The following is a 22,081-nucleotide window of genomic DNA, read 5'->3' as shown; positions in this document are numbered from 1 at the left end:
AAGGCCTGTTCGTGGGTAAGGCAGGTACTTTTACCTGCCTTACGCCAACCCACCAAAACGCTTGTAGAAGCTCTCGTTCACATCCGGCAACGGTCCATCTGCTGTCTCCAGCGCAGCGTTCAACCATTCTTCCGCCTTGGCAAACACTAGCCGATAAAGATTACGGCACAGTTGTCGCGCGGCCCTTCCCTCCCAATCCCCTGGCAACAACTCATCGGGCAGTTGCGGGTCGCGCAGCAGCAGGCGGCGGTACTCGTGAATAAGCAGTGTGCGCGCCAAGAAGCAATCCTGCGCATCGAGCTGCTGCTGCTCTTTCAAACCTTGCCACAGTGGCCTGAACAGCTGGATGAACTCGCTGTACTGCTCCCCCAGCTCTTCGATACGCCAGCTTTCCCGCACCTGGGCGCGCATGGCCTTCGAAGCGAGCACCTCCTGGGTGTGGGTTTCGAAGACGATACTGTCGTCGCTGGCCTCAAGGTCGCGCAGCGTGGCGGCCAGGTCGGCACGGTCTGCCCTTGGGCAGCCCAGCAGGTTCGGCGCCATGACGCCAAACCCTTGCCATTCCAGCTCTTCACGCAAGGCCTTGCGTTTTCCGGCCTCGAGTTGCGACAGCAGCACCAGCGTCCAGGCCCCGTCCCAAGCTGGTTGGCTCTGACTATAGACACGCTTGAAGGCTTTTTCGAAACGTCGGCGGCCAGTGCCCGTCAGGCTGTAGTAACTGCGCCGGCCAACTTTTTCAGCGGTAAGCCAACCTTCTTTGGTCAGGCGAAAGATCGACGTGCGGATCAACCGTTCATTGATGCCAATCGGCTCGAGCAGGTTGATCAAGCTGCCTAGCCAGACTGTTCCGCCGTGGGGCTCGATGGCATCGCCGTACAACGTGATGATCAGGGAGCTGGCGCGAATCGGCGTCTGCTCCTGAAAGCGGGTAATCAAATTGTTCAGTGGGGCAAGATTGCTCATGGGCGAACTGTGCGCGGATAAAGCACCGACTATACCTGTGCGGCGTGCCGCCTGGCCATTGCGTGTCGCTGCCAGGGTCATGCGCTTGCCTGGCCCTTAGGCCTGACCCCGGTGTCTTCCATGCGTGGGCGCCCAGGTTCCGCCTCGGCCAGCGGAGGGCATTCGACCATGCTGGTCATGCAGCGCTGCGCAAGCTGTTGGTACTGCGCGGTGCCGCGCTGCTTCCAGGCCAGCTCCTCATTGCTCAACGGCCGTTTGACCTGAGCCGGCGAGCCCATTACCAGGCTTTGCGCCACGCATTCGAAACCGGCCTTGACGAAGGCTGTGGCCGCGACGATGCAGCGTGGCGCTACGTGAGCGCCATCCATCACCACGGCGTTCATGCCGATCAAGGCATCCTCGCCCACGCGACAGCCGTGCAGCACGGCGCCATGGCCAACGTGCCCGTTACGTTCCACTACGGTGTCACCACCCGGGAAGCCATGCATCACGCAGGTGTCCTGCAAGTTGGCGCCCTCCTCCAGCACGATGCGGCCGAAATCGCCCCTAAGCGATGCCAGTGGCCCAATGTAGCAACGGGGGCCAACAATGACGTCACCGATCAGTACCGCGCTGGGGTGCACGTAGGCTGTCGGATGAACCACGGGCGTCAGGCCGTCCAGTCGATAGCAAGGCATGGCAAAGCTCCTGAAATGATTTGAAAAGCGATTCGATCTTGTATCACAAGTAGTTTCTTCGTCAATCGCACAAATCGTGTATCACTTCTGATGGATGGATAAACATCAGCGTAAATCGGCTTATCAGGTATGAGTTTGGACTGATGAAACGATTCTTCAGTCAAAAAGCTATTCTGATAAAGCCGACCAAAACGGCAATAAGAGATACATTAAGCATTTTACGATATTGATTTTGTGTATCGCATGATGCATATACTGGCTGCACCTGGTCGTGATCGCCTTTCACGCCCCTGCAAACAATTCCAAGAAATGCCGGCCCCACGACGTGCCGAGCGTGCAGCCAGAGGAACCCGACATGCCGCGATATCTCGATGTGCAGGCGCCCGAACACGGCGTTCAGCTCATTACCCTGCAACGGCCTGAGGCCTTGAATGCCCTGTGTACCGAGCTACTGGCAGAACTGGCTGCGGCGCTCCAGGTTGCCGGGGACGATGTACAGATTCGCGCCGTAGTGATTACCGGCAGCGCCAAGGCATTCGCTGCAGGCGCGGACATCCGCGAAATGGCCGAACGCGATCTGGTCGGTATCCTCAATGACCCGCGCGTTGCCCATTGGCAAAGCATCGCCGCATTCACCAAACCGCTGATCGCCGCAGTCAACGGTTACGCCCTGGGTGGCGGTTGCGAACTGATGATGTGCGCCGACATCGTTATCGCGGGTACAGATGCTCGTTTCGGCCAGCCGGAGATCAACCTCGGCATCATTCCCGGCGCCGGCGGCACCCAGCGGCTGTTGCGTGCCGTCGGCAAACCATTGGCCATGCAAATGGTACTGACCGGTGAAGCGATCACCGCCCGCCACGCCCAGCAGGCCGGCCTGGTCAGCGAAATCACCCAGCCCGAACTGACCGTGGAACGCGCCATGCAGGTTGCCCGCAGCATCGCTGCCAAGGCGCCGCTGGCCGTGCGCCTGGCCAAGGAGGCGCTACTGAAAGCCGGTGATACCGACCTGGCCAGCGGCCTGCGCTTTGAGCGCCATGCGTTCACCTTGTTGGCCGGTACCGCTGACCGCGACGAAGGCATCCGTGCCTTCCAGGAAAAGCGCCAGGCCCGCTTCCAAGGCCGTTGATCATCATTCCCTCGACTGACGGAGCATGTCTGTCATGACTTTCCAGCACATCCTGTTTTCCATCGAGGACGGCGTTGCCCTCCTTTCATTGAACCGCCCCGAGCAGTTGAACAGCTTCAACACTGCCATGCACCAGGAAGTGCGCGAAGCACTCAAGCAGGTGCGCCAGAGCAGTGAAGCGCGCGTGCTGCTGCTGACGGCTGAAGGCCGCGGCTTCTGCGCAGGCCAGGACCTGTCCGACCGTAACGTCGCGCCAGGCGCCGAAATGCCAGACCTGGGCGAGTCGATCGACAAGTTCTACAACCCGCTGGTGCGCACCCTGCGCGACCTGCCGCTGCCGGTGGTCTGCGCGGTCAATGGCGTGGCCGCCGGTGCCGGTGCCAATATCCCGCTGGCCTGCGACCTGGTACTGGCCGCTCGCTCCGCAAGCTTCATCCAGGCCTTCTGCAAGATCGGCCTGGTGCCGGATTCCGGCGGCACCTGGTTGCTGCCGCGCCTGGTCGGCATGGCGCGGGCCAAGGCCCTGGCCATGCTGGGTGAGCGCCTTGGCGCCGAGCAGGCCCAGCAATGGGGGCTGATCCACCGTGTGGTGGATGATGCCGCACTGCGAGACGAAGCCCTCGCCCTTGCCCGCCAGCTCGCCACCCAGCCCACCTACGGCCTGGCCCTGATCAAGCGCAGCCTCAATGCCAGTTTCGACAACGGGTTCGATGAGCAGCTGGAACTGGAGCGCGACCTGCAGCGCCTGGCCGGGCGCAGCGAGGACTACCGCGAAGGCGTGAGCGCCTTCATGAACAAACGCACGCCAGCCTTCAAGGGGCGCTGAACATGGGCGCACTCGCAAGCAATGTGCAGGTGGCGGTGATCGGTGCCGGTGCCATGGGCGCCGGTATCGCTCAGGTAGCGGCCCAGGCCGGCCACCCCGTGAAGCTTTACGACAACCGCCCCGGGGCTGCCGCCCAGGCAGTGGCGGGCATTGATCGGCAGCTGGCCCGGCAAGTGGAAAAGGGCAAGCTGCAGGCCGTTGAGCGCGAAGCGATCAGCGCCCGCCTGTGCCCGGTCGATACACTCGAAGCATTGGCTGATGCCGGCCTGGTGATTGAAGCCATCGTCGAAAACCTGCAGGTGAAACAGGCGCTGTTCAGTCAGCTCGAATCCCTGTGCGGCGCTGACTGCATTCTCGCCAGCAACACGTCGTCGCTGTCCATCACCAGCCTCGCTGCCGGCCTTGAGCGCCCGCAGTACGTGGTTGGCATGCACTTTTTCAACCCTGCTCCGTTGATGGCGCTGGTCGAAGTGGTGTCTGGCCTGGCAACCGACCCGACAGTTGCCGCCTGCATTTATGCAACTGCCCAGGCCTGGGGCAAACAGCCGGTGCACACGCGCTCTACACCAGGGTTTATCGTCAACCGCGTGGCGCGGCCGTTTTATGCCGAAAGCCTACGGCTGTTGCAAGAAGGTGCCGCCGATTGCGCCAGCCTCGATGCGCTGCTGCGTGAAGCCGGGGGCTTTCGCATGGGCGCGTTCGAACTCACCGACCTGATCGGCCACGACGTCAATTACGCTGTCACTTGCTCGGTTTTCGATGCGTTCTATGGTGATTTCCGCTTCCAGCCTTCGCTTGTGCAGAAAGAGCTGGTGGACGCCGGTCGCCTTGGGCGCAAGACCGGCCAGGGCTTCTATAACTATGCCGAAGGTGCCGAACGCCCGCAGCCGGCTGAACTGCACAGCCTCGCCACTGCAGAGGCCTGCGTTGTCGAGGGCTGCCTGGGCGTGATGCAACCGTTGGTCGAGCGCCTGCGCCAAAGCGGTGTTGCCGTGACTCAGCGCGCCGGCAGTGGCTTGATCCAGGTGGGCGATGCCACCCTGGCCCTGTCCGACGGTCGCCTGGCCAGCCAGCGCGCCCGTGAAGACGGCCTGCGCAACCTGGTGCTGCTCGACCTTGCGCTGGACTACAGCAGCGCCACACGTCTGGCCATTAGCTGGTCGGCCGATACCAGCGATAGCGCCCGCGACCAGGCTGTCGCACTGCTGCAGCGCGCTGGTCTGAAAGTGACCGGCATCGCCGACCTGCCTGGCCTGGTGGTACTGCGCACCGTGGCAATGCTCGCCAATGAAGCCGCCGATGCCGTGTTGCAGGGGGTGGGCAGCGCTGCCGACATCGACCTGGCCATGCGCGCCGGCGTCAATTACCCCTGCGGCCCGCTGGCCTGGGCTGCGAACATCGGTATTGCCCATACCCTGCGGGTGCTCGACAACCTGCAGCGCAGCTATGGCGAGAGCCGCTACCGCCCTTCCCTGCTGTTACGCCGCTGCGAAGCCAAAGGAGGCAACCTGCATGACTGAAGTGGAACTGGCACAAGCCTGTGCCGAGGCCATGTACGCCCGCGATCAGGCCACCCAGGGCCTGGGCATCAGCCTGCTGGATGCCGGCCCCGGCCGCGCCAGCCTGCGCATGCCGGTACGTGCCGACATGATCCAGGGCCATGGCACCTGTCATGGCGGCTTCCTGTTCGCCCTGGCCGATTCGGCGTTTGCCTTCGCCTGTAACAGCTATGACCAGGCCACCGTGGCACTGGGTTGCAGCATTGACTACCTCGCCCCGGCGTTGTGCGATGACGTGCTCACCGCCCACGCCAGCGAAGTCAGCCGCAAAGGCCGCACTGGCCTTTACGACGTGCGCATCGACAACCAGCGTGGTGAGCTGGTGGCGATGTTCCATGGCAAATCCTACAAAGTGCGCGGCACCGTGCTGGCGCAGGAGACGCAAGATGACTGAACCGACCTTCGCCGATGCCTTGATCATCGACGCCGTGCGCACGCCCATTGGCCGCTATGCCGGGGCCCTGAGCGGCGTACGTGCCGATGACCTGGCGGCCATCCCGCTCAAGGCTCTGATCCAACGCCACCCCGAACTGGACTGGAAAGCCGTCGATGACGTGATCCTTGGCTGTGCCAACCAGGCCGGCGAGGACAACCGTAACGTGGCACACATGGCCAGCCTGCTGGCCGGGCTACCACTCGAAGTCCCGGGGACCACGATCAACCGCCTGTGCGGTTCCGGTCTGGATGCCATCGGCAATGCGGCCCGCGCCCTGCGCTGTGGTGAGGCCGGGCTGATGCTGGCGGGTGGCGTGGAGTCGATGTCCCGTGCACCGTTTGTAATGGGCAAGGCGGAGCAGGCCTTCGGTCGCGCGGCCGAGCTGTTCGACACCACCATCGGCTGGCGTTTCGTCAACCCACTGATGAAGGCTGCCTACGGCACCGATTCGATGCCGGAAACCGCCGAGAACGTGGCTGAACAGTTTGGTATTTCCCGCGCCGATCAGGATGCTTTCGCCCTGCGCAGCCAGCACAAGGCCGCCGCAGCACAGGCCCGAGGCCGCCTGGCCCGGGAAATCGTGCCGGTCGAGATCCCGCAGCGCAAAGGCCCGGCCAAAGTGGTCGAGCACGATGAGCATCCTCGCGGCGACACCACGCTGGAGCAACTGGCGCGACTCGGGACGCCGTTCCGTGAAGGCGGCAGCGTTACGGCCGGCAATGCCTCCGGGGTCAATGACGGTGCCTGTGCCCTGCTGCTGGCCAGCAGCACCGCAGCGCGCCAGCATGGCCTGAAAGCCCGGGGCCGCATCGTCGGCATGGCCGTGGCCGGGGTTGAACCGCGACTGATGGGCATCGGCCCGGTGCCGGCAACCCGCAAGGTACTGCAACTCACGGGCTTGTCGCTGGCCGACATGGACGTCATCGAGCTCAATGAGGCCTTCGCCGCACAAGGCCTGGCGGTGTTGCGCGAACTGGGCCTGGCCGACGACGACCCACGGGTCAACCGCAACGGCGGCGCCATTGCCCTGGGCCACCCGTTGGGCATGAGCGGTGCACGGCTGGTGACCACCGCGCTGCACGAGCTGGAAGAAAGCGCTGGCCGCTACGCCCTGTGCACCATGTGCATCGGCGTTGGCCAGGGTATTGCCATGGTCATCGAGCGCCTCTGAGCGGTTCAGACCATCCGCTTGTTACCGAACTGAACGCAGCCGTATATGCTGCCTTCATGACACTCACCGCGCGGCCTGCAACCCGCTGGCGCGCGGCGTACAAGAACAATTCGAGTGAAGCCATGAACATGTACCATGATGCCGATCGTGCCCTGCTGGACCCGATGGAAACCGCCAGCGTCGACGCCCTGCGCCAGCACCAGCTGGAGCGTCTGCGCTGGAGCCTGAAGCACGCCTACGACAATGTGCCGCTGTACCGCCAGCGCTTCGCCGAATGCGGCGCTCACCCCGATGACCTCAAGTGCCTTGAAGACCTGGCGAAGTTCCCCTTCACGGGCAAGAACGACCTGCGCGACAACTACCCCTACGGCATGTTCGCCGTGCCTCAGGAAGACGTGGTGCGCCTGCATGCTTCCAGCGGCACCACTGGCAAGCCGACAGTGGTCGGTTACACGCAGAACGACATTGATACCTGGGCCAATGTGGTCGCACGCTCGATTCGCGCAGCCGGCGGGCGTAAAGGCGACAAGGTGCATGTTTCCTACGGCTACGGCCTGTTCACCGGCGGGCTCGGCGCGCATTACGGCGCTGAGCGCCTCGGCTGCACCGTGATCCCGATGTCCGGTGGTCAGACCGAGAAGCAGGTGCAACTGATTCGCGACTTCCAGCCCGACATCATCATGGTCACCCCGTCCTACATGCTCAACCTGGCCGACGAGATCGAGCGCCAGGGGATCGACCCGCATGACCTCAAACTGCGCCTGGGCATTTTTGGTGCCGAGCCCTGGACCGATGAACTGCGCCGCTCGATCGAGCAGCGCCTGGGTATCGATGCCCTCGATATCTATGGACTGTCGGAGATCATGGGCCCTGGTGTGGCGATGGAGTGCATCGAGACCAAGGACGGGCCAACCATCTGGGAAGACCACTTCTACCCCGAAATCATCGACCCGGTCACCGGCGAAGTGTTGCCGGACGGCCAGCTGGGCGAACTGGTGTTTACCTCGCTGAGCAAGGAAGCGCTGCCGATGGTGCGCTACCGCACCCGTGACCTCACCCGCCTGCTGCCCGGTACCGCCCGGCCCATGCGCAGGATCGGCAAGATCACCGGCCGCAGTGACGACATGCTGATCATTCGTGGGGTCAACGTGTTCCCGACGCAGATCGAGGAGCAGGTACTAAAAATAAAACAACTTTCAGAGCTTTATGAGATCCATCTGTATCGCAATGGCAACCTGGACAGTGTCGAGGTGCACGTGGAATTGCGTGCGGAGTGCCAGCATCTCGACGAAGGCCAGCGCAAGCTGGTCATCGGGGAGTTGAGCAAGCAGATCAAGACCTACATCGGCATCAGCACCCAGGTGCGCCTGCAGCCCTGCGGCACGCTCAAGCGCTCAGAGGGCAAGGCGTGCCACGTGTTCGACAAACGGTTGGCCAGCTGAGTCATTCGGCTGCCTTTTCGGCCCCGGCATTGTCCGGGGCTTTTTTTTGCTTTTTTTCTGCCGACCCCTTCGCCGTTGCGCCCGCACCCACAGGAATGCGGTGGAACCAAGGCCGCCCGGTCTCTGTGGGAGCGGGCGTGCCCGCGAAGGGGCCCGCAATGTGATACAGAATTCTTATTCGATACACATAAAACTGTTTGACGTTGCGTTTTGTATCGCTTACAAATGACTCATGCCTCAGCAGGAGTCTGAACCCATGTACGCACAGCTAGTGGAAACCGGAGTCAAGCGCGTCAAGTCGCTGGAAGAAATGTCCCCCGAGGAACGCAACTTCCAGGAAAAGATCGACGCCGAAATCAAGATCGAAGCCAAGAACTGGATGCCCGAGGCCTACCGCCAAACCCTGATCCGGCAGATCTCCCAGCACGCCCATTCGGAAATTGTCGGCATGCTGCCCGAAGGCAACTGGGTCACCCGTGCCCCCAGCCTCAAGCGCAAGCTGCAGCTGATGGCCAAGATCCAGGACGAAGCCGGCCATGGCCTGTACCTGTACAGCGCCATGGAAACCCTGGGTGCCGACCGCGACGAAGAAGTGGCCAAACTGCACAGCGGCAAGGCCAAATACTCGAGCATCTTCAACTACCCCACCCTCAGCTGGGCCGACATGGGCGCGGTGGGCTGGCTGGTCGATGGCGCCGCCATCGTCAACCAGGTGGTGTTGCAGCGCACCTCCTACGGCCCCTACTCCCGGGCCATGATCCGCATCTGCAAGGAAGAGAGCTTCCACCAGCGCCAGGGCTACGAAATGCTCCTGACCATGATGCGCCACGGCACCCAGGCCCAGAAGGACATGGTCCAGGACGCCATCAACCGCCTCTGGTGGCCAGCGCTGATGATGTTCGGCCCCAGCGACGAACATTCGCCCAACAGCGCCCAGTCGATGGCCTGGAAAATCAAGCGCCAGACCAACGACGAGCTGCGTCAGCGCTTCATCGACCAGACCGTGCCACAGCTCGAACTGCTCGGCTGCAGCGCCCCCGACCCTGAATTGAAGTGGAACGCCGAACGCGGCCACTACGACTTCGGCGAAATCCAGTGGGACGAATTCTACGAAGTGATCAAGGGCAATGGCCCTTGCAACCTGGAACGTGTCGCTACCCGGCGCAAGGCCATCGAAGACGGCGCCTGGGTACGCGAGGCCGCCGTGGCCTACGCGCGCAAGCAACAGAACAAGAACGCCGCTTGAGCGGCGATTGATGCGGAGATCGAAAATGTCTGTCTGGACCCTCTACGAAGTGTTCGTGCGCAGCAAGCACGGCCTTAACCACAAGCATGTCGGCAGCGTGCACGCCGCCGATGCCGCCATGGCCATCGAAAACGCCCGCGAGCTGTACACCCGCCGCAGCGAAGGCGTGAGCCTGTGGGTGGTGCCTTCGGCGCTGATCACCGCCTCCTCCCCCGACGAGAAAGACCCGCTGTTCGCTCCCTCGGACGACAAGGTCTATCGCCATGCCAGCTTTTACGAGCTGCCCGACGAAGTCGGACACATGTGAGGTTGGCCATGCATAAAGAAGCCCTTATCCCCTACCTGCTGCTGCTCGGCGACAGTGCCCTGGTGCAGGGCCAGCGCCTCTGCGAATGGTGTGGCCGCGCCCCTGCCATCGAGGAAGAGCTGGCCCTGATGAACGTTGGCCTCGACCTGGTCGGGCAGGCGCGCAACTGGCTGGAGTATGCCGCCGATCTGCTCGACGACGGCCGTGATGCCGATGCCCTGGCTTTTCGCCGTGATGAGCGCGCCTACCGCAACCTGCTGCTGGTCGAACAACCCAACGGTGACTTTGCCGTGACCATGGCCAAGCAGTTCCTGTATGACGCCTGGCACCTCGCCGTGCTGCAGGGGCTGGTCGAGTCCAGCGACGCACGTATCGCCGGCATCGCCGCCAAGGCCCTGAAAGAGGTCACCTACCACCTGCGCCGCTCCAGCGAGTGGGTACAACGCCTGGGCGGTGGTACCGAGGAGAGCCGCCAGCGCATGCTCGCCGCGATCCCGGCACTGTGGCGCTTCAGCGTCGAACTCACGGCCGGCAGCGATGATGAAGTGCGCCTGGCTGAAGCCGGTATCGGCGCCAATCCCGCCGCTGTCGGTGCCGCCTGGCTCGAACAGGTCAGCGCGATCTTCGCTTCGGTCGAGCTGCCGCTGCCCAAGGCTGCCAGCCATTTCTACCTGAATGGCCGCAAAGGGCTGCACACCGAGCACCTGGGCCTGCTGCTGGCCGAAATGCAGTTCCTGCCAAGGGCCTACCCCGATGCAACCTGGTGAGCTGATTGCCGGCGACCGCGGTGCGCGGGCGCAGCAAGGCGACGACCTGGCCCGAGCCTGGGCGGTGCTTGGCCAGGTCATGGACCCGGAAGTGCCGGTGGTCAGCGTGGTCGACCTGGGGATCGTGCGCGACCTCGGTTGGCGCGCTGGCCACCTGCACCTGGTGGTCACCCCGACCTACTCCGGCTGCCCGGCCACCGAAGTGATCGAGGGTGATATTCGCCAAGCGCTGGAGCAGGCAGGCTTCGCCGCACCGGACCTGGAGCGCCGGCTGACCCCAGCCTGGAGCACCGACTGGATCAGCGAACTGGGCCGCGAGCGCTTGCGCGCTTATGGCATCGCGCCGCCGCAAGGCAGCGCCAGCAAGCGCAGCCTGCTCGGCGAAACGCCCCAGGTGTGCTGCCCGCAATGCGGCAGCGCCCATACCGAATTGCTCAGCCAGTTCGGTTCCACGGCCTGCAAGGCGCTGTACCGCTGCCGCGAGTGTCTGGAACCGTTCGACTATTTCAAATGCATTTGAGCCGTGGAGAACGCCATGAGCCAGTTTCACAGCCTGACCATCAAGCAAGTGCGCAACGAGACCCGTGATGCGGTGTCGATTGCCTTCGATGTGCCCGATCACCTGCAGGACCAGTTCCGCTTCACCCAGGGCCAATACCTGGTCATGCGTACCCAGCTGGACAACGAAGAAGTCCGCCGCTCCTACTCCATCTGCAGCGCCGTGCAGGACGGCGAGCTGCGTGTGGCAGTCAAACGTGTGCCAGGCGGGCGTTTTTCGGCGTTTGCCAATGAAGTGCTCAAGGCCGGCCAGCAGTTGGAAGTGATGCCGCCATCAGGCAGCTTCTATGTGCCGTTGGACCCGGCTCGCCAGGGTAACTACCTGGGGGTCGCCGCCGGCAGCGGCATTACCCCGATCCTGTCGATCATCGCCACTACCTTGGCCAGCGAGCCGCACAGCCGCTTCACCTTGCTGTACGGCAACCGCTCAAGTTCAGGTGCGCTGTTTCGCGACAAACTCGAAGACCTGAAAAACCGCTATCTCGACCGCCTGAACCTGATTTTCGTGTTCAGCCGCGAACAACAGGATGTCGACCTGTACAACGGCCGCATCGACGCCGACAAGTGCGGCCAACTGTTCTCGCGTTGGCTGGACGTGCCCGGCCTGGACGCAGCATTCATCTGTGGCCCGCAGGCGATGACCGAGACGGTGCGTGACAGCCTGCAGGCCAATGGCCTGGAAAAGGCGCGCATTCATTTCGAGCTGTTCGCCGCCGCTGGCAACGAAACCCGCCGCGAGGCCCGCGAAGCGGCGCGTCAGGTGGACTCGGCACTCAGCCACATCACCGTGATCAGCGACGGCCGCGCCCTGACCTTCGACCTGCCGCGCAACACCCAGAACGTGCTGGACGCCGGTAACGCCATCGGTGCCGAGCTGCCCTACTCGTGCAAGGCCGGCGTGTGTTCCACCTGCAAGTGCCGGGTGATCGAGGGCGAAGTGGAAATGGACAGCAACCATGCCCTTGAAGACTACGAAGTGGCGGCCGGGTATGTGCTGTCGTGCCAGACCTACCCGGTGAGCGACAAGGTGGTGCTCGATTTCGACCAGCTCTGACACCGCGTCGCCTGTTTCGCGGGCGCGCCCGCTCCCACAGGGATCGCACAAAGGCGAAGAGCAACGCCTTACCTGTGGGAGCGGGCAAGCCCGCGAAGAGGCCATCAGCAACACCGCAACACCCGCGTGACCTCAACAAAACAATTACAAAACCAAGAGATCGCTTGCCATGACACCCGAACGCATAGAAAGCATCGCCAACCACCCCGACTTCCAGCACCTGGTGCGGCGCAAGCGCCGTCTCAATGGCAGCCTGACCCTGACCATGCTGGTGATCTACTACGGCTTCGTCCTGCTGGTCGCGTTCTCGCCCAGCACCCTCGGCCAGTCTCTGAGCGGCGGCGTGACCACCGTCGGCATGCTGGTGGGCGTGTTGATGGTGCTGCTGTCCTTCGCCCTTACCGGTATCTATGTGCACCGCGCCAACAACGTGCTCGATCCGCTCAACGACAAGGTCAAGCAGGAGTGCGCGCAATGAACTGGACCGCCATCTCGATGTTCATGGTGTTCGTCTGCTTCACCCTGTTGGTCACCCGCTGGGCGGCCCTGCGCACCCGTTCGGCCAGCGACTTCTATACCGCCGGCGGGGGGCTGAGCGGCATGCAGAACGGCCTGGCCATCGCCGGCGACATGATCAGTGCCGCGTCGTTCCTGGGTATCTCCGCGATGATGTTCATGAACGGCTATGACGGGCTGCTGTACGCCCTGGGTGTACTGGCCGGCTGGCCGATCATCCTGTTCCTGATTGCAGAACGCCTGCGCAACCTGGGCAAGTACACCTTCGCCGACGTGGTCAGCTACCGCCTGGCGCAAACCCCGGTGCGCCTGACTTCGGCGTTCGGCACCCTGGTGGTGGCATTGATGTACCTGGTGGCGCAGATGGTCGGCGCCGGCAAGCTGATCGAGCTGCTGTTCGGCATCAGCTACCTGTATGCCGTGATGCTGGTAGGGGTGTTGATGGTCGCCTACGTCACCTTCGGCGGCATGCTCGCCACTACCTGGGTGCAGATCATCAAGGCGGTCATGCTGCTGTCGGGCACCAGCTTCATGGCCTTCATGGTACTCAAGCACTTTGGCTTCAGCACCGAGGCAATGTTTGCCAGCGCCGTGGCCGTGCATGCCAAAGGCCAGGCGATCATGGCCCCAGGCGGCTTGCTGTCCAACCCGGTGGACGCCATATCCCTGGGCCTGGGCATGATGTTCGGCACCGCCGGCCTGCCGCATATCCTGATGCGCTTCTTCACCGTCAGTGATGCCAAGGAAGCACGCAAGAGCGTGTTCTACGCCACCGGTTTCATCGGCTACTTCTACCTGCTGCTGATCATCGTCGGCTTTGGCGCCATCGTCATGGTCGGCACCGAGCCGTCCTACCGCGATGCCACCGGCGCCATCATCGGCGGCGGCAACATGGTCGCCGTGCACCTGGCCCAGGCCGTGGGTGGCAACCTGTTCCTCGGCTTCATTTCCGCCGTGGCCTTCGCCACGATCCTGGCGGTGGTCGCCGGCTTGGCGCTGTCCGGGGCATCGGCGGTATCCCACGACCTGTACGCCTGCGTAATGCGCAAAGGCAAGGCGACCGAACAAGAGGAAATGCGCGTGTCGCGTGTTGCCACACTGGTCATCGGCCTGCTGGCGGTGATCCTGGGCCTGATGTTCGAATCGCAGAACATCGCCTTCCTTTCCGGCCTGGTGCTGGCGGTGGCTGCCTCGGTCAATTTCCCGGTGTTGCTGCTTTCGATGTTCTGGAAAGGCCTGACCACCCGCGGTGCGGTGTGCGGCAGCATGGCCGGGTTGATCTCGGCGGTGCTGTTGGTAGTGCTGGGCCCGGCAGTGTGGGTCAACGTGCTGCATAACGAGACGGCGCTGTTCCCCTACAGCAACCCGGCACTGTTCTCCATGGGCCTGGCCTTCCTCAGTGCCTGGGGGTTCTCGGTGACCGACGGCTCCGAACGTGCCGTTGAGGAGCGTGGCCGCTACCTGGGCCAGTTCATCCGCTCCATGACCGGTATCGGCGCCGCCGGCGCCAGCAAGCACTGACTTCAAGGACGAACAACCATGTCGGGTAAAACAACAACAATGAACCGCACACACTTCATGTCAGCCGCCTGGCTGGCTACCCTCGCCTTGCCAATGCCGGCGCTGGCGGACTTCATCGGCGACAGCCACGCGCGCCTGGAGCTGCGCAACCACTACATCAACCGCGACTTCCGCCAAAGCAATGCCCCGCAGGCAAAAGCCGAAGAGTGGGGCCAAGGCTTTACCGCCAAGCTGGAATCAGGCTTCACCGAGGGCCCCGTTGGCGTTGGCGTCGATGCCATGGGCCAGCTGGGTATCAAGCTCGACTCAAGTCGCGACCGCCGCAACACAGGCCTGCTGCCGTTTGGCCCGAACAGTCACGAACCGGTCGACGACTACAGCGAATTGGGCTTGACCGGCAAGGTACGCGTGTCCAAGAGCACCCTGCGCCTGGGCACCTTGCAGCCGATCCTGCCGGTGGTGGTGTACAACGACACCCGCCTGTTGGCGTCCACCTTCCAGGGCGGCCTGCTTACCAGCCAGGACCTCGACGGCCTTACCTTCAACGCCGGTCGCCTGACCAAGGCCAACCTGCGCGATTCCTCGGGGCGTGACGACATCGGCTACGGCGCCGCCACCAGCGACCATCTGGACTTCGGTGGTGGCAGCTACGCCATCACCCCGCAAACCAGCGTCAGCTACTACTACGCCAAGCTCCAGGACATCTACCGTCAGCAGTTTGTCGGCCTGATCGACACCCGTGCGCTGGCAGAAGGTGTAAGCCTGCGCAGCGACCTGCGCTATTTCGATAGCCGCAACGACGGCGCCGAGCGTGCCGGCAACATCGACAACCGCAACTTCAACGCCATGTTCACCCTGGGCGTGCGGGCGCACAAATTCACCGCCACCTGGCAGCAGATGTCCGGCGACAGCGCCTTCCCGTTCGTCAACGGCGGCGACCCGTTCACCGTCAACCTGGTCACCTACAACACCTTCACCCGAGCCGGGCTGGACTCGTGGCAAGTGCGCTACGACTACGACTTCGTTGCCATGGGTATCCCTGGCCTGAGCTTCATGACCCGCTACACCGACGGCCGCCACGCGGAAACTGCCACCGTCAGCAATGGCCGCGAGCGTGAACGCGACACCGACATCACCTATGTCATCCAGAGCGGACCGTTCAAGGACGTCAGCCTGCGCTGGCGCAACGTCACCTTCCGTTCCGGCAATGGCGTGACCAACGCCGTGGACGAGAACCGCCTGATCATCGGTTACACCCTGGCGCTGTGGTAACAGCGCCCCCTTCACATTTGAACAGCATGGAGAACAGCATGTCTGCCGCCCCTACTCTGCAAAGTTTCATCGCCGGCCGCTGGCTCGGCCAGCATGGCGCCCAGGCCCTGCGCAGCGCCCTCGACGGCCACGTGCTGGCCTACAGCCATGAAGAGCGCCCGGACTTCGCCGAAGCTGTGGACTATGCCCGAGCCCGGGGCCTGGCCTCGCTGATGAGCATGGATTTTCAACAGCGCGCCCAACGCCTCAAAGCCCTGGCCCTGTACCTCGCCGAACGCAAAGAGCAGCTCTACGCCCTGTCCCACCACAGCGGCGCAACCCGTGCCGACAGCTGGATCGACATCGAAGGCGGCAACGCCACGCTGTTTTCCTATGCCGGCATCGGCAGCCGTGAGCTGCCCTCGGGTAATCTGGTGCACGAGGGCCCAGCCATTCCGTTGGGCAAGCAAGGCCATTTCGCCGGCAGCCATATCCTGGTGCCGCGCGCAGGCGTTGCGGTGCACATCAACGCGTTCAACTTCCCCATCTGGGGCATGTTGGAGAAATTCGCCCCGACCTTCCTGGCCGGCATGCCCTGCATCGTCAAACCGGCGACCTCCACCAGCTACCTGACCGAGGCCGTGGTGCGCCTGATGAACGCCTCCGGCCTGCTGCCCGAGGGCAGCCTGCAGCTGGTGATCGGCAGCACCGGCGACCTGCTCGACCGCCTGCAAGGCCAGGACGTGGTGACCTTCACTGGCTCCGCCGATACGGCCGCCAAGTTGCGCGTCACGCCGAACCTGGTCCGCAATTCGGTACCGTTCACGGCTGAAGCCGACTCGCTGAACTGTGCCATTCTCGGCCCGGACGTCACCCCGGACAGCGAAGAGTTCGACCTGTACATCAAGGAGGTGGTGCGTGAAATGACCACCAAGGCCGGGCAGAAATGCACCGCCATCCGCCGCGCCATCGTGCCGGCCAAGCATATCGATGCGGTCGCCACGCGCCTGCGCGAGCGGCTGAGCAAAGTCGTGGTCGGTGACCCATCGGTGGAAGGCGTGCGCATGGGCGCCCTGGCCTCCCACGACCAGCAGCACGACGTGGCCGAGCGCGTGCGCAGCTTGCTGCAAAGCTGTGACCAGCTGTTCGGCGCCAGCGACGGCTTTGCCCCGCGTGGCGAGGGCGTGAGCGAAGGCGCATTCTTTGCCCCGACCTTGCTGCAGGCCCGCGACCCGCATGCCGAAGGCGGCGCCCACGACATCGAAGCGTTCGGCCCGGTCAGCACGCTAATGGCGTATGGCGACCTCGACGAAGCCTTGGCGCTGGCCGCCCGAGGCAAAGGTAGCCTGGTGGCGACCCTGGTCACCGCCGACCGTAGCGTGGCGGCCAAGGCTATCCCGGTAGCGGCCGCCTGGCACGGTCGTCTGCTGGTGCTCGACAGCGAGGCCGCCAAGGAATCCACCGGCCACGGCTCACCCTTGCCGCAGCTCAAGCACGGCGGCCCGGGCCGGGCCGGTGGTGGTGAAGAACTGGGTGGCCTGCGGGCGGTCAAGCACTACCTGCAGCGCGCCGCGATACAAGGTTCGCCAAGCATGCTCACGGCGGTCACCGGCGAATACGTGCGCGGTGGCGAAGTGATCGAAACCGAAGTGCACCCGTTCCGCCGCTACTTCGAGCAGTTGCGCATCGGCGAGTCGCTACTCACCCACCGGCGCACCGTGACGGAAGCCGACCTGGTCAATTTCGGCTGCCTGTCAGGCGACCATTTCTACATGCACTTCGACGAAATCGCCGCGAAGGAGTCGCAGTTCGGCAAACGCATTGCCCACGGCTACTTCGTACTGTCGGCAGCGGCCGGGCTGTTCGTATCGCCCGGTGCTGGGCCGGTGCTGGCCAACTATGGGCTGGATACCCTGCGCTTCATCAACCCGGTGGGCATCGGCGATACCATCCAGGCGCGCCTGACCTGCAAGCGCAAGATCGACCAGGGCAAGACCAGCCCGCTGGGCCAGCCCCAGGGCGTGGTGGCGTGGGACGTGGAGGTGACCAACCAGCTGGGTGAGCTGGTGGCCAGCTATGACATCCTGACCCTGGTGCTGAAGCAGCCAGAATGAGGGTTTGATCCATACCGACCCCTTCGCGGGCGCGCCCGCTCCCACAGAAATTGCGCAACTTTCAAGCTTGTGCAACACCTGTGGGAGCGGGCGAGCCCGCGAAACTGGCAACTCGATTATGCAGGCGGATTACACCATCGCCGCCGGGTCCCCCACCGATTGGTTCGGCTTGCTTCCGGAAATCCGCCAGCTCACTGCAGTAATGCCATAGCGCTCGGCCATGGGCCGGCTGACTTTTTTGATTTTCTCGCGCCCAAACTTGGGAATGATGCCGATACCCGCATCGCAACTTGCCCAATGCCAGGCCTCGGCGTTGTCCAGCCGCTCCAGGCGAATGATGAAACTGCGCGGTTGGCCATGCAGTTGGTAATCGATGATGTACAGCTGTGGGCTAGGCATCGCAGGGGGCCTCCTCTTCTCCATGGATGACACCCTGATTGATCAGGCCATGGCCAGAAAATTCAAAATTTCGTCGAACAATTGGCATCATCTGCGAGTGCTGTCACTCATTGGCTACGGCTCCCACCATGGCTGTTCTGTCCACCCTTGCGGCCGGCTTCCGAAGCCCGTTGACGATCGTTGGCGAAGTTGCCGCCAGACGCCTGTCCTCCTTTGTGGCCTGCGCGCGAAGCCCGTTCCCGGTCATTGGCGAAGTTGCCTGGGTTGGTTTCCTTGGTGCCGCCACGTTGGCGGGTTCGTTCTTGGTCCTGCGCCATGTCGTTTCTCCTTGCGGTGGATTTGCGGGTCGCATGAACCTCTGCCATGCCTTGGTTCCGAGCCGCCGATTAGCGGTTCTGCTCAATGGTTTTGCTGGCAACTGACCAGTGGCACGAAACACGAGCAGGCAAAAGGTTTGCGTAGTAAGGCAAGCCTTAGGCATGCACGCTCCACTGAACCGCTTGCTCCTCGATCGGCATCTCGTCGATGGCATGAATCAACCCGTTCTCCAGCGCTTCGCGTGGCCCCAGTATGCGCGGATAGGCCATCAGATACCGCGGCACATCCAGCACCTCGGCTGCACCCGCAGTCCTCTGGGCGACGATCTGCGCGTACAGCTGCAAATCATAATCCAGGCTCATCGCATACTCGGCCATCCGCGCATGGTCGACCGAGCCATGCAAGGTCCAGTGAAATGGATGGAACAGGAACTTGCTGAAACTGCACGCCGTGCGCCGCTCCCCGGCCAGGAACAGAATATTGCCCATGGACTCCACTGTGCCCAGGTTGTGGGTGTGGACCTCGACCGGCAAAGCGCGCAGGAAGTTGTACAGCGTGAACCCGTAACTGCACTCACCGCCCATCGTGGCGATGTTCAGTTGCAGGCGCTTGGCGCCCTGTTGCAACGCCCGCGAGCAAGTATTGATCAGGTTGCCACACGTCGACGAGTTGATCGGCCCGGTAAAGTGGATGATATGTCTGGCCATGCTTGCCTCCAGGGTTGGCAGGTCATTCCTTGATCGTCTTGTGTATGCGGTGGAAACGTCAGCCGCGGCAAAGTTCAACCGGTCATCCGCCTTTCCCGTTGGTCAAGCGCGCTGAACCCCAGGCGGCCTTGACCAGTCGCACATTCAGAGCAACTGAATGGAGGGGGCCTTGTGAACAAGACCCTGCCCGCACCAGACCGCATCATCGATAATGTCACCGCCGTACGCCGGCTCAACGTGCTGACGCTGAACGTGCACAAGGGTTTCACCTTCTTCAACCGGCGCTTCATCCTGCCCGAGCTGCGCGAGGCCGTGCAGGCCACCAACGCCGACTTGGTGTTTCTGCAGGAAGTACACGGCAGCCACCAGCAGCACGCCCTGCGCCACCCGGCCTGGCCAGAAACGCCGCAGTACGAATTTCTTGCCGACAGCATGTGGCCGCAGTTCGCCTACGGCCGCAATGCCGTGTACCCGCATGGCGATCATGGCAACGCGCTGTTGTCGAAATTCCCCATCAGCCACTTCGACAACCTCGATGTTTCAGTGCGGGGCAATGAGCAGCGCGGTCTGCTGCATTGCCAGTTGGAGGTGCCGGGCCATGAGCAGGTGCACGCAGTGTGCGTACACCTGGGCCTGCGTGAAGCGCATCGGCGTAGCCAGGTGCAGCTGATGCTGGATCTGTTGGCCAGCCTGCCGCCCGATGCGCCGGTGATCATCGCCGGCGATTTCAACGACTGGCGGCTGAAGGCGGACGCGGTGCTGAGAGAACAATTGATAGAGGCCTTCGGTACCCCGGCGCGCAGTTTCCCAGCGCGCCTGCCGTTGCTGCGCCTGGACCGTATCTACCTGCGTAACGCTGTGCCGGGCACTGCCAAGGTGCTGGCGAATTACCCGTGGTCGCACCTGTCCGACCACGCCCCACTGGCTGCGGAGATCAACCTGTGAATCGACCTTGGGTGGACGGCAACAGCGTGCAGTTGCTGATCAATGGCGAGCAGTACTACCCCCGCGTGTTCGAGGCCATGGCCCAGGCGCGGGAAGAAATACTGCTGGAGACCTTCATCATCTTCGACGACAAGGTTGGCCAGCAACTGCAGCAGGTGCTGATCGACGCTGCCCGGCGTGGTGTGCGGGTGGAAGTGGCCGTGGACGGCTACGGCACTGCCGACCTGCCCGCCGCTTTCATTGCGGCGATGACCGATGCGGGGGTGAGCTTCCACGCCTTCGACCCGCAGCCCCGGCTGGTGGGCATGCGCACCAACCTGTTTCGGCGCCTGCATCGCAAGATCGTGGTGGTCGATGGCGAGCGGGCCTTCATCGGTGGCATCAACTACAGTGCCGATCACCTGGGCGACTTCGGTGCCATGGCCAAGCAGGACTATGCCGTTGAAGTCGCAGGCCCAGTGGTAGCACAGGTGCATGCCGCCAGTAAGCGCCTGATGTCGCCCGTGTTGCAGCCACCCAGTGCGGTACGCCCGGCTACCGAGCCGGCCGGCCCCTGCAGCGCCATACTGGTCGAGCGCGATAACGGGCTGCGCAGTACCGATATCGAGGCCCATTACCTAGAGGCTTTTCGCGGTGCCAAACAGCGCATCGTGGTCGCCAACGCGTACTTCTTTCCGGGCTACCGGCTGATGCGTGAGCTGCGCAATGCGGCCCGCCGTGGCGTGGAAGTTCGCTTGATTTTGCAGGGCCAACCCGACATGCGCTGGGTCCGGGCACTGTCACGCCTGCTGTACAACTACCTGTTGCGCGACGGCGTGATGATTCACGAATACTGCCAGCGGCCGTTGCATGGCAAGGTGGCGCTGGTGGACGACCAGTGGGCTACCGTCGGCTCCAGCAATCTCGATCCACTGAGCCTGTCGTTCAACCTGGAGGCCAACCTGTTCATCCGTGACCGGGCCTTCAATCAGCAACTGAACCAGCATTTGCAGGCCCTGGCGAACGAACAATGCAAGCCGGTCACCCTGGCGCGCATGGTGCGTGGCTACTGGTGGCGGGCTCCGCTGATTTTCGTGTGCTTCCACGTGATCCGCCATTTCCCGCGCATTGCCGGCTGGTTCCCGGCACATCGCCAGCGTCTGCGCTCACTGCAGCAAAGCGCCGAACCCCAGGGCGACTTGCACGAGGGCAGTACCTGATGGCGCGCAAAAACTGGCAAACCTGGGGCAAACGCTTGTTGACGGTAGCGTTCATCATCCTGATCCCCGTTCTGCTGTTTGTTCTGGCACGCAACCTGGACTGGAACGAAGTGCGGCAGTCGTTGTTGGCCTACAAGCCAGGCACCCTTGCCATTGGCTTGGCGCTTGCAATGTGCAGCTACTTCACCTTTGCCAGCTACGATCTGCTGGCACGGGCCTACACCGGCCACCACCTGCCTGCCCGGCAGGTATTGCCCATTGCCTTCGTGTGCTACGCCTTCAACCTCAATTTCACCACCTGGGTGGGTGGCGTCGCCTTGCGCTACCGGCTGTACAGCCGCCTGGGCCTGGATACGGCGACCATCACACGTATCCTCACCCTAGGCCTGTTGACCAACTGGATGGGCTACATGCTGCTGGCCGGTACGGTATTCGCTTTGGGCCTGGTGGAGCTGCCCAGCAACTGGGCAGTGGGCGCTACAGGCTTGCGCTTGATCGGCCTTGTCTTGCTGGCGGTTGCCGGGGGTTACCTGCTGGCCTGCGGCCTTGCCGTGAAGCGCACTTGGCGCTGGCGTGACCATGAGGTGACGCTACCTTCGCTGCGGCTGGCGCTGTGCCAAGTGGCGCTGGGCGCCAGCAACTGGGCACTGATGGCGCTGCTGATATTCTGGTTGTTGCCGGGTGAGGTGTTCTACCCGTCGATACTTGGCATTCTTCTGATCAGTTGCGTGGCGGGTGTTGTTGCGCATATCCCAGCGGGGCTGGGCGTGTTGGAGGCGGTGTTCCTGGCCTTGCTGCACGGGCAGATGGCCCAGGGCACTCTGGTGGCCGCCCTGCTTGGCTACCGCACGCTGTACTACCTGATACCGCTGTTGCTCGCGGTGGTTACCTACCTGATTCTGGAAAAGCGCGCCAAGGCCATGCGCCAGCATGACAGTGCGGCCCAGAATTGACGCTGCTTGAGGAGGATTCAGAG

Annotated in this window: 22 protein-coding genes and 1 pseudogene; 18 read left to right on the top strand and 5 right to left on the bottom strand. The window is 63.1% G+C overall.

Annotation, left to right across the window (positions count from 1 at the left end):
* Positions 1 to 39 precede the first annotated feature (39 nt).
* Both paaX and paaY read right to left on the bottom strand, forming a co-directional pair.
* Complete coding sequence (paaX, locus tag ACNFBR_RS22925) at positions 40 to 963, bottom strand: phenylacetic acid degradation operon negative regulatory protein PaaX (RefSeq protein ID WP_416736923.1); 924 nt, start codon at positions 961 to 963, stop codon at positions 40 to 42.
* A gap of 77 nt (positions 964 to 1,040) precedes the next feature.
* The gene (gene paaY / locus ACNFBR_RS22920; protein WP_416736922.1) at positions 1,041 to 1,640 is read right to left on the bottom strand and encodes a phenylacetic acid degradation protein PaaY; all 600 of its coding nucleotides are present in this window, start codon (positions 1,638 to 1,640) and stop codon (positions 1,041 to 1,043) included.
* 355 nt (positions 1,641 to 1,995) lie between these two features.
* Between paaY and paaF the strand changes: the two genes are divergently transcribed.
* From paaF to paaZ, 15 genes and pseudogenes are all read left to right on the top strand, one after another.
* Positions 1,996 to 2,769: a 2,3-dehydroadipyl-CoA hydratase PaaF gene (gene paaF / locus ACNFBR_RS22915; protein ID WP_416736921.1), complete on the top strand. Its 774-nt coding sequence runs from the start codon at positions 1,996 to 1,998 to the stop codon at positions 2,767 to 2,769.
* 34 nt (positions 2,770 to 2,803) lie between these two features.
* A complete protein-coding gene (paaG, locus tag ACNFBR_RS22910) occupies positions 2,804 to 3,595 on the top strand; it encodes a 2-(1,2-epoxy-1,2-dihydrophenyl)acetyl-CoA isomerase PaaG (RefSeq protein WP_416736920.1) in 792 nt (263 codons plus the stop codon).
* 2 nt (positions 3,596 to 3,597) lie between these two features.
* Positions 3,598 to 5,115 (top strand): 3-hydroxyacyl-CoA dehydrogenase PaaH, encoded by a 1,518-nt coding sequence (paaH, locus tag ACNFBR_RS22905; protein WP_416736919.1) that lies wholly within the window; start codon positions 3,598 to 3,600, stop codon positions 5,113 to 5,115.
* Entirely contained in the window at positions 5,108 to 5,548 is a 441-nt protein-coding gene (gene paaI / locus ACNFBR_RS22900) for a hydroxyphenylacetyl-CoA thioesterase PaaI (RefSeq protein WP_416736918.1), read from the top strand. The genes paaH and paaI overlap by 8 nt, the downstream gene beginning before the upstream one ends.
* Positions 5,541 to 6,761 (top strand): 3-oxoadipyl-CoA thiolase, encoded by a 1,221-nt coding sequence (pcaF, locus tag ACNFBR_RS22895; RefSeq protein WP_416736917.1) that lies wholly within the window; start codon positions 5,541 to 5,543, stop codon positions 6,759 to 6,761. Before paaI ends, pcaF begins: the two co-directional genes overlap by 8 nt.
* A 122-nt stretch (positions 6,762 to 6,883) precedes the next feature.
* The gene (gene paaK / locus ACNFBR_RS22890) at positions 6,884 to 8,203 is read left to right on the top strand and encodes a phenylacetate--CoA ligase PaaK (RefSeq protein WP_416736916.1); all 1,320 of its coding nucleotides are present in this window, start codon (positions 6,884 to 6,886) and stop codon (positions 8,201 to 8,203) included.
* Between the two features lie 256 nt (positions 8,204 to 8,459).
* Complete coding sequence (gene paaA, locus ACNFBR_RS22885; RefSeq protein WP_416736915.1) at positions 8,460 to 9,449, top strand: 1,2-phenylacetyl-CoA epoxidase subunit PaaA; 990 nt, start codon at positions 8,460 to 8,462, stop codon at positions 9,447 to 9,449.
* Between the two features lie 25 nt (positions 9,450 to 9,474).
* On the top strand, positions 9,475 to 9,756 hold the full coding sequence (gene paaB / locus ACNFBR_RS22880; RefSeq protein ID WP_004374528.1) for a 1,2-phenylacetyl-CoA epoxidase subunit PaaB: 282 nt from the start codon (positions 9,475 to 9,477) through the stop codon (positions 9,754 to 9,756).
* An 8-nt stretch (positions 9,757 to 9,764) separates the two neighbouring features.
* Positions 9,765 to 10,523, top strand: coding sequence for a 1,2-phenylacetyl-CoA epoxidase subunit PaaC (gene paaC, locus ACNFBR_RS22875; protein WP_416736914.1), 759 nt, complete (start codon positions 9,765 to 9,767; stop codon positions 10,521 to 10,523).
* A complete protein-coding gene (paaD, locus tag ACNFBR_RS22870; protein ID WP_416736913.1) occupies positions 10,510 to 11,043 on the top strand; it encodes a 1,2-phenylacetyl-CoA epoxidase subunit PaaD in 534 nt (177 codons plus the stop codon). The genes paaC and paaD overlap by 14 nt, the downstream gene beginning before the upstream one ends.
* A 15-nt stretch (positions 11,044 to 11,058) precedes the next feature.
* The gene (gene paaE / locus ACNFBR_RS22865) at positions 11,059 to 12,135 is read left to right on the top strand and encodes a 1,2-phenylacetyl-CoA epoxidase subunit PaaE (RefSeq protein ID WP_416736912.1); all 1,077 of its coding nucleotides are present in this window, start codon (positions 11,059 to 11,061) and stop codon (positions 12,133 to 12,135) included.
* A 169-nt stretch (positions 12,136 to 12,304) separates the two neighbouring features.
* Positions 12,305 to 12,613, top strand: a complete 309-nt coding sequence (locus ACNFBR_RS22860; protein WP_416736911.1) for a DUF485 domain-containing protein — start codon at positions 12,305 to 12,307, stop codon at positions 12,611 to 12,613.
* A pseudogene (locus ACNFBR_RS22855) lies at positions 12,604 to 14,172 on the top strand (cation acetate symporter); the annotation flags it as partial. The gene ACNFBR_RS22860 and the pseudogene ACNFBR_RS22855, both read left to right, overlap by 10 nt.
* Before the next feature lie 39 nt (positions 14,173 to 14,211).
* Positions 14,212 to 15,444 carry an OprD family porin gene (locus tag ACNFBR_RS22850; protein WP_416736910.1) on the top strand — a complete coding sequence of 411 codons (1,233 nt, stop codon included), beginning with the start codon at positions 14,212 to 14,214 and terminating at the stop codon, positions 15,442 to 15,444.
* 38 nt (positions 15,445 to 15,482) lie between these two features.
* Positions 15,483 to 17,537: a phenylacetic acid degradation bifunctional protein PaaZ gene (gene paaZ, locus ACNFBR_RS22845; protein ID WP_416736909.1), complete on the top strand. Its 2,055-nt coding sequence runs from the start codon at positions 15,483 to 15,485 to the stop codon at positions 17,535 to 17,537.
* Positions 17,538 to 17,666: 129 nt separating this feature from the next.
* Here the strand turns inward: paaZ and ACNFBR_RS22840 are convergent, their stop codons facing one another.
* From ACNFBR_RS22840 to ACNFBR_RS22830, 3 genes are all read right to left on the bottom strand, one after another.
* On the bottom strand, positions 17,667 to 17,936 hold the full coding sequence (locus ACNFBR_RS22840) for a DUF6555 family protein (protein ID WP_201200500.1): 270 nt from the start codon (positions 17,934 to 17,936) through the stop codon (positions 17,667 to 17,669).
* Positions 17,937 to 18,043: 107 nt separating this feature from the next.
* On the bottom strand, positions 18,044 to 18,253 hold the full coding sequence (locus tag ACNFBR_RS22835; protein WP_416736908.1) for a general stress protein: 210 nt from the start codon (positions 18,251 to 18,253) through the stop codon (positions 18,044 to 18,046).
* Positions 18,254 to 18,409: 156 nt separating this feature from the next.
* The gene (locus tag ACNFBR_RS22830) at positions 18,410 to 18,961 is read right to left on the bottom strand and encodes an ATP-dependent Clp protease proteolytic subunit (protein ID WP_416736907.1); all 552 of its coding nucleotides are present in this window, start codon (positions 18,959 to 18,961) and stop codon (positions 18,410 to 18,412) included.
* A 171-nt stretch (positions 18,962 to 19,132) separates the two neighbouring features.
* Between ACNFBR_RS22830 and ACNFBR_RS22825 the strand changes: the two genes are divergently transcribed.
* From ACNFBR_RS22825 to ACNFBR_RS22815, 3 genes are read left to right on the top strand one after another with little or no spacing between them, the layout of a single operon-like run.
* The gene (locus ACNFBR_RS22825) at positions 19,133 to 19,906 is read left to right on the top strand and encodes an endonuclease/exonuclease/phosphatase family protein (protein ID WP_416736906.1); all 774 of its coding nucleotides are present in this window, start codon (positions 19,133 to 19,135) and stop codon (positions 19,904 to 19,906) included.
* Positions 19,903 to 21,105, top strand: a complete 1,203-nt coding sequence (gene clsB / locus ACNFBR_RS22820) for a cardiolipin synthase ClsB (protein WP_416736905.1) — start codon at positions 19,903 to 19,905, stop codon at positions 21,103 to 21,105. The genes ACNFBR_RS22825 and clsB overlap by 4 nt, the downstream gene beginning before the upstream one ends.
* Positions 21,105 to 22,058 carry a lysylphosphatidylglycerol synthase domain-containing protein gene (locus ACNFBR_RS22815; protein ID WP_416736904.1) on the top strand — a complete coding sequence of 318 codons (954 nt, stop codon included), beginning with the start codon at positions 21,105 to 21,107 and terminating at the stop codon, positions 22,056 to 22,058. The genes clsB and ACNFBR_RS22815 overlap by 1 nt, the downstream gene beginning before the upstream one ends.
* Positions 22,059 to 22,081: the final 23 nt, after the last annotated feature.

The organism is Pseudomonas sp. NY11955, assembly GCF_048068035.1.
GTDB lineage: Bacteria > Pseudomonadota > Gammaproteobacteria > Pseudomonadales > Pseudomonadaceae > Aquipseudomonas.
This window is presented reverse-complemented; position numbering and strand designations above follow the sequence as displayed.